This window comes from Paenibacillus sp. FSL R7-0340 (assembly GCF_038002205.1).
In the GTDB taxonomy this organism is placed as follows: domain Bacteria; phylum Bacillota; class Bacilli; order Paenibacillales; family Paenibacillaceae; genus Paenibacillus; species Paenibacillus polymyxa_B.
Window position 1 is genome coordinate 2,380,542 of record NZ_JBBOBY010000001.1, and the last position, 12,950, is coordinate 2,393,491.

12 protein-coding genes are annotated in these 12,950 nt (G+C 45.8%); 11 read left to right on the plus strand and 1 reads right to left on the minus strand.

Annotation, left to right across the window (positions count from 1 at the left end; all coding sequences use genetic code 11):
- Positions 1–69 precede the first annotated feature (69 nt).
- From MKX59_RS10445 to MKX59_RS10495, 11 genes are all read left to right on the plus strand, one after another.
- Positions 70–1,140 carry a LacI family DNA-binding transcriptional regulator gene (locus tag MKX59_RS10445; protein WP_023989374.1) on the plus strand — a complete coding sequence of 357 codons (1,071 nt, stop codon included), beginning with the start codon at positions 70–72 and terminating at the stop codon, positions 1,138–1,140.
- A 42-nt stretch (positions 1,141–1,182) separates the two neighbouring features.
- Positions 1,183–3,132, plus strand: a complete 1,950-nt coding sequence (locus MKX59_RS10450; protein ID WP_028540520.1) for a BglG family transcription antiterminator — start codon at positions 1,183–1,185, stop codon at positions 3,130–3,132.
- Positions 3,133–3,310: 178 nt separating this feature from the next.
- On the plus strand, positions 3,311–3,670 hold the full coding sequence (locus MKX59_RS10455) for a PTS lactose/cellobiose transporter subunit IIA (protein ID WP_023989372.1): 360 nt from the start codon (positions 3,311–3,313) through the stop codon (positions 3,668–3,670).
- Positions 3,667–3,966, plus strand: a complete 300-nt coding sequence (locus MKX59_RS10460) for a PTS sugar transporter subunit IIB (protein ID WP_023989371.1) — start codon at positions 3,667–3,669, stop codon at positions 3,964–3,966. Before MKX59_RS10455 ends, MKX59_RS10460 begins: the two co-directional genes overlap by 4 nt.
- 44 nt (positions 3,967–4,010) lie before the next feature.
- The gene (locus MKX59_RS10465) at positions 4,011–5,420 is read left to right on the plus strand and encodes a glycoside hydrolase family 1 protein (RefSeq protein WP_076159405.1); all 1,410 of its coding nucleotides are present in this window, start codon (positions 4,011–4,013) and stop codon (positions 5,418–5,420) included.
- A 45-nt stretch (positions 5,421–5,465) separates the two neighbouring features.
- The gene (locus MKX59_RS10470) at positions 5,466–6,770 is read left to right on the plus strand and encodes a PTS sugar transporter subunit IIC (protein WP_053325740.1); all 1,305 of its coding nucleotides are present in this window, start codon (positions 5,466–5,468) and stop codon (positions 6,768–6,770) included.
- A 71-nt stretch (positions 6,771–6,841) separates the two neighbouring features.
- Positions 6,842–8,128: an apiosidase-like domain-containing protein gene (locus MKX59_RS10475; RefSeq protein ID WP_340858414.1), complete on the plus strand. Its 1,287-nt coding sequence runs from the start codon at positions 6,842–6,844 to the stop codon at positions 8,126–8,128.
- A gap of 123 nt (positions 8,129–8,251) precedes the next feature.
- Positions 8,252–8,914 carry an S-layer homology domain-containing protein gene (locus tag MKX59_RS10480; protein ID WP_025718398.1) on the plus strand — a complete coding sequence of 221 codons (663 nt, stop codon included), beginning with the start codon at positions 8,252–8,254 and terminating at the stop codon, positions 8,912–8,914.
- A gap of 259 nt (positions 8,915–9,173) precedes the next feature.
- The gene (locus MKX59_RS10485; protein ID WP_013310967.1) at positions 9,174–9,842 is read left to right on the plus strand and encodes a uracil-DNA glycosylase; all 669 of its coding nucleotides are present in this window, start codon (positions 9,174–9,176) and stop codon (positions 9,840–9,842) included.
- A 16-nt stretch (positions 9,843–9,858) separates the two neighbouring features.
- On the plus strand, positions 9,859–10,281 hold the full coding sequence (locus MKX59_RS10490) for a hypothetical protein (protein WP_023989366.1): 423 nt from the start codon (positions 9,859–9,861) through the stop codon (positions 10,279–10,281).
- A 120-nt stretch (positions 10,282–10,401) separates the two neighbouring features.
- Positions 10,402–12,288: an Ig-like domain-containing protein gene (locus MKX59_RS10495; protein ID WP_340858415.1), complete on the plus strand. Its 1,887-nt coding sequence runs from the start codon at positions 10,402–10,404 to the stop codon at positions 12,286–12,288.
- Between the two features lie 69 nt (positions 12,289–12,357).
- Here the strand turns inward: MKX59_RS10495 and MKX59_RS10500 are convergent, their stop codons facing one another.
- Complete coding sequence (locus MKX59_RS10500) at positions 12,358–12,660, minus strand: hypothetical protein (RefSeq protein ID WP_013310964.1); 303 nt, start codon at positions 12,658–12,660, stop codon at positions 12,358–12,360.
- Positions 12,661–12,950: the final 290 nt, after the last annotated feature.

The window sequence follows — 12,950 nt, forward strand, 5'->3', positions numbered from 1 at the left end:
AAATCGGTGTAAACTTCATTTATTCACTTCACTGCTGTGTTCATCTTATTTAGAATGGAGAATTAGGGCATGAAAATGGAAGACATTGCCAAGCTGGCCAACGTATCCAAATCAGCTGTTTCACTGGCCTTCAGCGGCAAGCCGGGTATTGGCCCGGATACGCGTGAACGTATTCTCCAGGTAGCCCACGAGGCAGGATACAGTCCCAAAAGCAAGACGATAACGGCTTCAAGAAGTGATAAGTCCTTGCTTTTTCTCGTGTGTACAAATTCGGGCATTGTCCTTGAGGAATACTATCAACAGCCATTTTTTAAAGAATTAATCCAGTTTATTGAGGAACGTTGCCGACAAAAAGGGTATTCGTTGATCTTCTCGACGGTCGACGTAGAATTTTTCCAGAGGGATATCCAGATGGTTGCAGAGGAGAAACGCAGTGCAGGCACCATTGTTCTGGGAACCAATCTGACCCGTGAGCAGATCAGTGATATTCATGGCAAGCTGCCGAATCTGATTGTGCTGGATACCTGCTTTGATACGCTTCCCGTACAATTTATCCAGATTAATAATGTTATGGGTGCTTATCAGGCAGGAGCTTATTTATGCGACATGGGTCATACCTCAATCGGTTATATTGCTTCAAATGTACGAATTCATAATTTTGAGGAACGTAAACGCGGATTTTTGGCGGCACTCATGGAACGGGGGCTGAAGATTCCGGAGGCACAAATGCTGGCTGTAGCGCCAACCATTCTTACTTCGCAGGAGGATCTGAATCGGCAGTTAACCGTTTATCTGGAGAGCGGGAAAACTTTGCCGACGGCCTGGTTCTGCGAATGCGACTATATTGCTATCAGCGCTATGAAGACCATGAGCGAGCTTGGCATCCGGGTGCCGCAGGATACTTCAATTATCGGCTTTGACAACATTACGGAATCGGTCATTGTTACGCCGGAGCTAACGACCATTCATGTAGAAAAAGAAAGAATGGCCGTTCTGGCTGTCGATCTCCTGACCGATACTATTGAGCAGGGAACGCAGGTTACAGCAAAAATCACAGTGGATACGAAATTTGTAGAGCGCAATTCCTGTGCTGCTCCTGCCACTTTCGTACCTAAAGGCGAGCTAACCGAGCAGGCCTGAGTAGAGGATAGATTTTGACAAAAGAACGGGGGGTCACCTTGAATGAATACGCGAATGGTTTCGATTCTACAGCATTTGCTGGCTGCGGACACTCCTGTCAACAGCGAGCATCTGGCAAAGTTGATCCAGGTTACTTCACGTACCGTACGTAGCGATATCAGAGAACTGGATGAATTTCTGGCCAAGCATGGAGCATCGATTCAGCCTGTTCGTTCAAGGGGGTATGAACTGAAAATCACGGACGACCGCAGCTTTCGTACGCTCCTACAGCAGTTGTTCCTGTATAACGAACCGGATGATCCCAATTCTCCTGAATACCGACAGCGTTATTTAATCTCGCGCCTCCTGCTTACAGAAAATTATTTGAAGCTCGAAGAGTTGGCGGATGAGTTATACATTAGCAAATCCACCGTACAAAATGATTTCAAAGAGGTTAAGCATATGCTACAGGCTTACGGAATCGGCATTGATAAGCGCCCGAATTACGGTGTCAAGCTGAGGGGCGACGAGGTTCGCTTACGTTTCTGCATGTCTGAATTCATCGTCAACCGTTCTGAAGAAGAAAGGGCTGGGGGCGTGGAGGCCGCATCGAGAATGGTTACCCCTTGGGAAATGACACTCATTCGAGGTATTATTCTGGAGCAAATCCAGAACCACGGGGTCACTTTGTCGGATGTTGCCTTCAACAACCTGTCCATTCATATCGCTATAGCTTGCAAGCGTATTCGCGATGGGAACCGGGTCGCGATGCTTTCCGATGAAAGGGAAGATTTTCGGGCTACCGAGGAATTTCGAGCCGCTGAACATATTGTTAGCCACATTGAAAAGCAAATGGATTTGACCTTTCCGGAGGATGAGGTTGCTTATATCGCCATGCATCTGGCCGGGAACAAGTGGTTTGAGGGAGTTACGGAGCAACAGACAGAAGAGACAGGGCCTCAGAAGCTCTTGGATCGGGGAATTTATGAGCTTGGCAGAGAAATGCTGGCTGAAATTGACAGGGGCTTTAACCTGAATATCAGCCGGGATCAAGAACTGTTAATGGGCATATGTCTTCATCTGAAATCGGCGCTAAACCGCGTAAAATATAGGATGAATATCCGTAATCCGATGCTGGATCATGTGAAGAATAATTATCCTTTGGCTTTTCAGGCGGGGGTCATAGGTGCCAAGTTAATCGAGAGCAAACTGAATTTGACCATACCAGAGACAGAAATGGGTTATTTGGCGATTCATATCGGGGCCGCCATGGAAAGGCAGCAGATGAACAACAGACCTAAACGCTGCCTTGTCGTATGCACTTCGGGTGTTGGAAGTGCCCGCTTGCTGTATTACAAGCTACGTAGCAAGTTCGGTGAAAGGCTTGAGGTTGCTGGCACGACCGAGTATTACAAGTTGCAGCAGGTTCCTTTGCATGGCATTGATTTTGTGGTAAGCACAGTTCCAATCCCGCAGACATTATCCGTTCCGGTCGTGGTAGTTCAGACTCTGCTTGGCGGCGGTGACATCGATAAGATTGAAGAGCTGCTGACGGATGAAAACGAATTTACTTTCCGCTACATTATGGAAGAGCTTGTATTTCTGAGACATAACTTTACTACAAAAGAAGAGGTTATTACTTTTTTGGGAGAAAGAATGCATGCTTCCGGATTGATCCGCTCTTCCGAGGGATTCATCGGATTGGTGATGGAAAGGGAAAATGCTGCTCCTACGGCTTACGGAAATCTGATAGCCATTCCTCATCCTATTATTCCGCAAAGCAACCGGACGGTATGGGCGGTCTGTACACTGAAATCTCCCATAGATTGGTCCGGCAAGCCCGTGCAGTTCGTCTGCCTGCTCAGTATTAACAAAAACGGCGACGAGCCTCCGGCGAAAATGTATAAGCATCTGATGGGACTACTCGACGACTCGGATATTATCCAGCAAATGCTGGAATGCAAAACCTACGGGGATTTTGCTCAAATTATTGTCAAACATAAACTGTATTAAAATAAAGCTCTGCACGACATCTGCTTGGATTTTGAACAAGCATCGTGCAGAGCTTCTCTATTTTTTTCCATTGTAAGCATTTCCGCTTCTAGTGGAAAAGGGTTGCGTTTAGAAGTCGGCAAGAATCGTATACACTGAATCTGTAAGCTAAAGAGATGAAATGCATGAGGTGAATTCAATGGATGAGTATCAGGAAATCATAATGGGACTTATAACAAATTCGGGTATTGCGAAGAGTAAAGCTATGGAAGCTATCAGCTTTGCCGAGAAGGGTAATGCGGAGCAGGCAGCAGAATGTCTTGAAGAATGCAAGAACGAGCTGGTCCAAGCGCATAAATCGCAGACGCGACTGATCCAGCAGGAAGCGGGTGGGACAGCTCATGAAGTGACACTGCTAATGGTGCATGCACAAGACCATCTCATGTCTGCCATTACGACCAAGGATCTGGCGAGACATATCGTGGAACTTTACAGCAGATTGAACCGTTACGAAGCAACAGTATCCATCACACCATTATCGGGGAGGAATAACCAATGAAACAAATTACGCTTGTATGCGCAGCAGGAATGTCTACAAGTATGTTGGTACAAAAGATGCAGAAGGCTGCACAGGCTCAAAATGTTGAGGTTGAAATCAGAGCTACTTCCGAAAGCTCTTTTAAAGAGTATGCGGACAAAACGGACGTATTGCTGATAGGACCGCAGGTTGGCTACTTGGAAGACGATTTTAAAACCAAATACGAGCCTAAAGGCATCAAGGTAAGCGTAATCGACAGAATGGATTATGGCATGATGAATGGTGAAAAAGTACTTGCCGAAGCCTTAAATCTATAATCGTCTGTACATATAGATCAACACTTTTTCATTGGAGGTGTTAAATGAAATATCATAAATTGAAAGCGTTTGATTCCAATTTTCTATGGGGTGGATCGACCTCGTCCTATCAGTTTGAAGGAGCATGGAACGAGGACGGAAAAGGGCCGTCTGTTATTGACACCCGTCCACCCCGGGAAGAGATCACTGATTATAAGGTGGCAAGCGATCATTACCATCACTATAAGGAAGACATTGCCTTACTGGCGGAAATGGGCTTTAAGGCTTATCGCTTCTCGGTGGCCTGGACCCGCATTTATCCGCAGGGAACAGGGGAATTGAATCCGAAAGGCATACAGTTTTACAACCATTTAATTGATGAGTTATTAAAATACGGGATCGAACCGATCGTGACCATGTATCATTTTGATCTTCCGGCAGCTTTGGAAAAAGAAGGCGGATGGTCGAACCGTAGTACAATCAACGCATTTGAAACGTATGCGAAGACATTGTTCGAACACTTTGGGGACCGGGTGAAATATTGGTTAACTATTAACGAACAAAACATGATGATTTTGCACGGTTCCGCTTTGGGAACGTTGGACCCGAACCTGAAGAATCCGAAAAAGGAATTGTATCAGCAAAATCATCATATGCTTCTGGCTCAAGCCAGGGCGATGATTCTGTGCAAAGAAATGTTACCTGAAGCTAAAGTGGCACCGGCCCCTAACATCTCGTGCGTATATCCAGCGTCTTCGCGTCCGGAAGATGTGCTGGCGGCTGATAACTTCAACGCAATCCGCAATTGGTTATACCTTGATATGGCGGTGTTTGGCCGTTACAATACGCTGGTCTGGAGTTACTTCGAGGAAAAAGGCTATACGCCTGAGATTCAAGAAGGGGATATGAGCATTCTGGCCGCCGCGAAGCCAGACTTTATCGCTTTTAATTATTACAGCTCTGCAACGGTCAAAGCCAGTACCCAGAATTCGGTAGAAAAAGGCGGGATGGGAGATCAGCAAATCTCAGTTGGAGAAGTGGGTGTTTTTGCTGGGAGTGGAAATGAGTATCTGGAGCGAACGGAGTTCGGCTGGGGAATTGATCCGGCAGGCCTGCGTGTTACTCTTAGGAAGATCTATGACCGCTACCAGCTACCGCTGATCATTACCGAGAATGGACTGGGGGCTTTTGATTCCTTGGAAGAGGGCGATGTTGTAAGAGATGATTACCGCATCGATTACTTACGCAAGCATATCGAGCAATGCCAGCTGGCTATTACGGACGGGGTGAAGCTGTTTGGTTATTGTCCTTGGTCCGCAATTGATCTGGTCAGCACCCACCAGGGAGTAAGCAAACGTTACGGATTCGTCTATGTTGACCGGGATGAGTTCAACCTGAGACAATTGCGGCGGATTCGCAAGAACAGCTTCCATTGGTACAAAAATATGATTTTCTCAAATGGAAGCGCTCTCTAGATTATTGTTCAACAGATGAAACTCTAAAACAGGAGTTGAAGGAATATGGCTAACGAAAAAAAACTATCGCATAAATTGCAAAGATACGCTGGGAAAATTCAGCAAAATCGCTATATGAGCGCTATATCAAATGGACTGATGTCCACCCTTCCTTTTTTGATTATTGGAGCATTTTCGACGCTTTTCTCCGCACTTGCCTGGGAGCCTTACCAGAACCTCATCGCACCCATCAAGGGTATTATCGGATTAGGATCGACGATGACAACTGGCATCGTCGCCCTCTATGCAGTCTTCTTCATTGCCTACAGACTGGCGCAAGCTTTTGACAAGGACCCACTGGTTCCCGCAGCAACGGCACTGCTCTCGTTTCTTATTTTGACGCCGATCCAAACATTCGATAAAGTCCGGGCGCTTCCACTTCAGTGGCTCGGTGCGCAGGGTTTGTTTGTCGCCATGTTGGTTGGCTTGCTCGCTTCCCGATTGTATATCTGGATTGTCGATCGCAACTGGACCATTAAAATGCCCGAAGGAGTACCGCCTACCGTTGTCAAAACATTCTCAGGATTAATTCCGGCGATACTCGTAGCTATGGTATTCGTTATCGTTTCCGGTCTATTCATGCATACGTCATTCGGTACGGTCCATGAGTTTATTTATACCTATCTGCAAGTGCCACTGGAAGGACTGGGTGGATCACTGGGGGCTATGATTGTCGCCCTCATCATTATGCAGGTGCTCTGGATGTTCGGAATCCACGGTGCAATCGTAACGCTTGCCATCGTCAAACCGATCTGGATGAGCCTGGATCTTGCCAATCTCGACGCTTTCCAGGCGGGAGCTCCGCTACCGAACATTATCGGGCTGGCTTTCTGGTATATCTTCTCAAACTATGCGCCGATGCTGGGCTTCGCTCTCCTGCTGGTCTTCTTGGCCAAGAGCAAGCAATTACGCACGATTGGCAAGCTCGGCCTTCCGGGGACTTTCTTCTCGATTCACGAGCCACTCAATTTCGGAATTCCAGTTGTTTTGAATCCGCTCCTGGCTATTCCGTTTATCAGTTCTCCTATCGTCTGCGCCGTCCTCGGTTATTTTGCGACAACTGCGGGCTTGCTGCCTGCGCCCATCGGAATTTACCCGGCATTTGGCACTCCGATTTTTGCTCTGGGCTTTATTGAGGGGAGCTGGAGACTTGCAGTTGCACAGCTTTTGCTCATTCCCGTTTGTATGCTGATTTACTATCCGTTCTTTAGAACGCTTGATAAACAAGCGTTGAACAGGGAACGCGAAGCACAGGAAAAGTCAGAGCAGGAGGGAACGGCTGGAGCCCAAGCTAGTATCGTTACTTCATAAATGAGCAATAAAAGGGAAAGCGGCGAACTGTTCGCCGTTTTCTGTCATTACAGCAATAAGGGGGATGCCGTATGATAAAGCTTGGCATAGCGGAGAATAAACGTTACTTTGTCAATGAAGGAGTTCCATTTTTCTATCTGGCGGATACCGTCTGGAGCGCATTTACCAACATCTCACTGGAGGAATGGGCTGATTATCTTGACTACAGAAGTAGCCAGGGGTTTAATGTTCTGCAAATCAATTTGCTGCGGCAGTGGGATGCCAGCGGCAGTGATTTGGATTACGAACCGTTCGAACGGATTGAGGACGGGAGCTACGATTTTTATTCGCTGAATCCAGACTATTTTGACAGGGCGGAGACAATGGTCGAGATGGCGGTGAGCAAGGGATTTGTACCCGCGCTTGTTTTGCTTTGGTGCAATTATATCCCGGATACATGGGCGGCCAAGCTTCGTGATGAGAAAAAGATGCCTCTGGAGGCGGTAGAACCGTATGTGCGTTACGCGGCAGACCGATTCTCAAAGTATCACCCTATCTATATTGTGAGCGGGGATACCGACTTCCCGTCAGAGCGAGCGAACGAGTATTACCGCACCACACTTCACGTTGTGAAGACACATAGTCCGGAGTGCTTGACTACTCTCCACATTCAGGGGAGACTGGCGGATCTGCCGGATGAGTTCATTAACGATCCTAATTTGGACTTTTACATGTACCAATCAGGTCACAATTCGCAGTTTCAGTCCAAGGCCTACACCTTGGCGTTGGACTTCTACAACAAGCGGGTAACACGGCCTGTGCTAAACTCGGAACCTTGCTACGAGATGATGGGATACAGCCGGAGAGAATACGGTCGTTTCGGCCGTGCCGACGTGCGTAAAGCTGCATGGCAAAGTCTTTTGTCCGGTGCGGAAGCCGGCGTAACCTACGGAGCACATGGAATATGGAGCTGGCACAAAAAAGGGAAACGATTTGGAGTTACTGGGGAAGGTTTTGATAGCCCCTATGAATGGCAGGTTGCCCTTAAATTTGAGGGAGCGTGGGATTATGGATTCGCGAAGTGGCTGTTCCAGATGTACGGACTGGTAGATTTGCAGCCTTGGAACATAGTACTTAAAAACACGGAAGAGATTCGAGTTGCCTCAACCAGAGGCTTCGAAAAAATTGCTATTTATGTGCCGGTGAACACGGTCCTGAAGCTAGACGCCGATCTCAGAGAATATGACTTTACGATTATCGACCTGGAATACCGCCGATTTGCAGCAGCTTCGTTAGCGTTTCAGGGCAATGTAACGGTTATTGATATGCATAATTTTGAGGGGGATGTCATCGTGATTGGCGTGAAAGATAAGAATTGAGCGTTCGGGCAATCTTCATTCAAATCTCTGTTAGATATCGCTTGCAACCTTTCCATCCTGAACTACGTCAAAGAGGTTGTTAATGGCCAGGCGGCCTAATTCAACTACAAGGTGGAACTTGACATGAACATGAGAAAAAGTGCATTTGCAGCCATTACAACTGTAGCCATTTTGTCCTTCTCCGTTGGAGGTCAAATGTCTGCGGCAGACCGTCAATTCAAGGATTTGGACAACGTAAGCGGCAAAGAAAAAATTATATCCCTTAAAGATCAGGGTCTGCTCAAAGGTGCCTCTGACACGCAGTTTCTCCCGTCATCTAAAGTGACCGCTGCCCAGGGCATTCAGTTGATCTCCGGCGGACTCCAGCTCAGTTTGGCCGCTATTGATTTTAATAAGGCGCCACAGGCCAGCGGACTGTTTACCCATGTTAAGGATACTGCATGGTATGCCGAAGCCTTTATCAACGCGCATTATAATGGCGTAGAGATTCCAAAAGATATCGTTCCTTCAAAAACCCTGACTAAGGAAGAGTTCACCCACATGCTGATTCAGGGCATGGAAAAAGCAGGCGCTCTTCCGATGATTAAAATCGCACCTGCGAATATTGCGGATGACAGCGAACTGGAGCCTTCTTACCAAGGTAGCATTCAACGCTCGCTAGTCTACAAGGTCAATACCTTGGATGCAAGTGAAAAGTTTCATCCAAAAAGCGAGATTACACGTGCCGAAGCTGCTGTTATGTTATATAATGCATTGGAATACCTGAATGCTCATACAAAATCGTAATAAATACAGCAATAAAGAGCTTTTCTTCTGAGGGAATTAAGCTTTCAGTTACTTGACATCATTATCGTTAATGTTATAATAAGGAAATCGAATTTAGACCTGCGGTAGCTGATTACCGTAAGGATATTTTCCTGGTCCTTCGGCATATAACACAGGTAACGAATAAATAAGCTGGCTCCGGATGAGGAGTTCAGCTTATTTTTTTGGATCAAAAAGCTTACCGTTTTCACAGATCTACATATTGAGAGGAGACAGGGGTATGTTTGGAAATGACTGGGATGATGTACTACGAGAAGAGGTCGAAAAGCCATACTTTAATGAATTAAGGTATACGTTAGCCCGAGAGTACAAGTTACATAAGGTATATCCTCCAAAAGAAGACTTGTTTTCCGCACTTAAATTAACGCCATTTCATCTGACCAAAGCGGTTATATTGGGACAGGATCCATATCATGGAGAGGGACAAGCTCACGGTTTGAGCTTTTCTGTTAGACCTGGTGTGCGAACACCGCCATCTCTACTAAATATATACAAGGAGCTTCGCGATGATATCGGCACTCCCATTCCGAATCAGGGATACCTCGTGCCTTGGGCTGAGCAAGGTGTGCTGCTGCTAAACAACGTGTTAACCGTGCGTGAAGGACAACCGCAATCTCACCAGGGAATAGGTTGGGAACGTTTCACGGATGCTGTCATTGAAGCGATTAATGAACGCGAGCAGCCAGCAGTGTTTATTTTGTGGGGGAGCCATGCTCAGAAAAAAGCAAGCTTCGTGAATACCAGCAAGCATTTGGTGCTGAAATCCGTTCATCCAAGTCCATTGGCGGCTCACAGAGGCTTTTTTGGCAGCAAGCCTTTTTCGCGTACCAATGCATTTTTGCAGGAGCATGGAATGGAGCCTATTCGGTGGGAGATTCCTAACCGCTAGCACTGGAGGTGAGGACATGCGTCAGTGGAAGGGACGTCAGGTCATTTTATATCACGGCAACAACGGTCATACCCAGAAGGTGCGCGGCACGCTTGAAAAATGGGATGATATACGAAAGTGTGTTATTTTAGGCCCGAAAATGCTTGCTATTCCTTTTGAAAATATTACGCATATTACCATGCTTCCTCCGGGGCGTGAACGTAGAAGCCGCCATCCGGCGAAGCTGAACGCTATCGGTTATGTAATGAGCGTTCCGTTACAGTTTGATAATGCCATTCATTTTCAGTCGGCGGTGACGATTTGGAGAGAGGATCAGCTGATTGCTTATAATGTAAAGCTGGTTAGCCACTCGGCACACGATGTAATTCTTGAAGATGGACAAACCTTATCTAAAGAAGAGCATTTGTTTGTAGTAAGGTCACTACGTGGAGAACTTTAACTGTAATTATTCACCTTTTTTTGATGAAGGGTTCAATTTAGTTAGCTGCTAACCGATAAAAGTAATGGGATTGTTAATTATATCCTATTTTATAGAGATGAAACTAAGGGAGAGAAACGAATGGAGCGTATGAAACGTATGAGCAAACGGAGTACCTTCTTACTTGCTTTGCTGATGTTTGTATTTGCAGCATGGCCAGCGGGTTTGATCCGGGCTGAGGAGAGCACGACTTCCACGGTACAGTGGGACAGTCAAAATCCGACTACATTGAATCTGGGTGGAAGCCCCGCTCAATTAAAAGTGTGGTCATTGACAGAAAAGGGCAAAGAAGATGTTACACAAAAAGCAGAATGGATCTCTGGGGATTCAAGCATTTTAAAGGTAGATAAGGGACTCATTACTCCTGTGTCAAAAGGGCAGATTAAGATTGTTGCCACATATGAGCAGCAAACGGTAAGTACAACGATTACAGTAAAATCGCCTTACAGCAAGCTGCAATTAAATCCGTCTAGTCCCATTAATTTGACGATTGGTGGAGAATCAAAGCAATTGACTGCTCAAGGTGTACTTACTGGAGGTGGGACGGAAAATGTATCCGGTGTCGAATGGACTTCTTCGAATGCGGCTGTTGCTACCGTTGAAGATGGTCTGGTTCGTCCACTTGCCAAAGGCGTGACTTACATTAAAGCAAGCAAAGATGAACTCAAAGCACAAACGATTGTGTATGTGCGTTCTTCTTCTCAGGCATTAGTATTGAATGCAACTGGGTCCAAATCGGTCTTTCTGGGTAGCTCCCCAATTCAGGTTAGTGCAACCGATGTCAACCTGACTGGCGGCAAGACAGATGTGACCAACACGGCAGAATGGACTTCCTCCAATCCGTTGGTTGCCACAGTCGAGCAAGGTAAAATCACACCGATGGATGCAGGCAATTCGACGATTACAGCGTCCTATCACGGTTTGAGCAAGACTCTGAAGATTAATGTACTTCCGACGGTTGAAAAACTGGTTTCAAGCAAAGCCAGTCTGACTCTCGAAACAGGAGGCAAAACTTCTCTTCCGAGTATATCTGCTTATTTGGTCAATGGGGCTAAAAAAGCAGTTCAATCCGATGTAAAATGGAGCTTAAGCAGTGAAAGTGCAGTTAAAATAGCAAATGGTAAGCTGATTGCAGTGAACCCAGGCAGTGCAACATTGACAGCAACGGTAGGTGCACTCAAACTGGATATTCCAGTGACTGTGCAATACAAAGTGCTCAAGCTGACCGCTTCTGAGAAAAAATATGTATTGGTTGCAGGCCAAGAAGCAAGTATTCCGACAGTAAAAGCACACATGGCTGGTGGCGGAATCCTGGATGTTACCAATCAGGTAAGCTGGGTAGGTACAACAGCCGCAGTTACAGTAGCAAATGGTAAAGTAAAAGCGGTAAATGGCGGTAACTCTGGAATCAAGGCTATGTATATGAACAAATATGTGAAAGTACCTGTCATTGTGGAAGGAGCCATTTCTACATTGACACCAAGCTTTTCGAGTGCTGATATGAATTTGAAAGGAAGTAAGTCCATCAAAGTCATCGGCATATATACGGATGGTAAAAAAGCTACGCTGAGCAGTAAAGTGAAATGGACATCATCGAATGCTTCCGTAGCGATCGTAAAAGGCTCTTCCATTAAAGCCGTTGGAATTGGAACAGCAACAATTACGGGCACATATCAGGATAAGTCGTTTAACGTTGAGATCAAGGTCACACCTAAGCTGCTCAAACTGGTATTGAGCAATAAAAACCTGAAGCTGCCTAAAGGCTCCTCTCAAGTGCTTAGTGTGAATGCAGTTTATGATTCAGGCGCTACTACCAATGTGACAAGCTCAGCGGTATGGACATCTTCCAAACCGTCGGTCGTACAAGTTACTGGCGGTCAGGTGAAGGCGATTGATACCGGAAGTTCCAGTATCAAAGTAGTCTATGGTGGTAAGACTGTAGCGACATCGGCCAGAGTGTTAAAATAGTCTACGTATATTGCCACATCCACTTATACAAAATAACCCCCGGTCCAAAGACCGGGGGTTATTTTCAGCTTATTCTACGCCGTCCTGATAATGATTTTTCCAGTGCTTATCGCCTTTGTGTGCGAAGTCTTCAACTGTCTTTTCCAAAGTAGCTACCAGTTGGGCTTTAATCTCAGAAATTGTGTCTCGGAACAGTCTTTCTTCCGTACCATTGATTTTTTCACCATATAGAGCCTGAGCGGCTATAAATTGACGATGTTGCTCCACAAAACTGTCAATCGAATGCAATGCATGCTCCACGTATTGGGAAATGCTATGATGCTCGTTAGGCAGTTGCAATTTTAATTCATGAACTCTGTTTAATAATGCCATGATGATCACCTCGTGCGTTTTGTTATGTCAATAATTATACATCATTTTCGGAAAACTTTCATTAAATTTTGATTAAAATGTGACTTTTATTATGTCATGATTGCATTTTCACTGGTGATCAGGCCTAATTTTCGGAATTATTTCATTCTTTCCTTTGTGTCGTGATTTTAAAATTTAATATATATGACACGAAGATGATATAAGAGCAAGCTGCGACAGCTGTCTTTCTGACATGTTATAATGGGGGAAAAGCCCAGTAGGAAAGGTTGTCAGTATGGTATGAAGCTTTT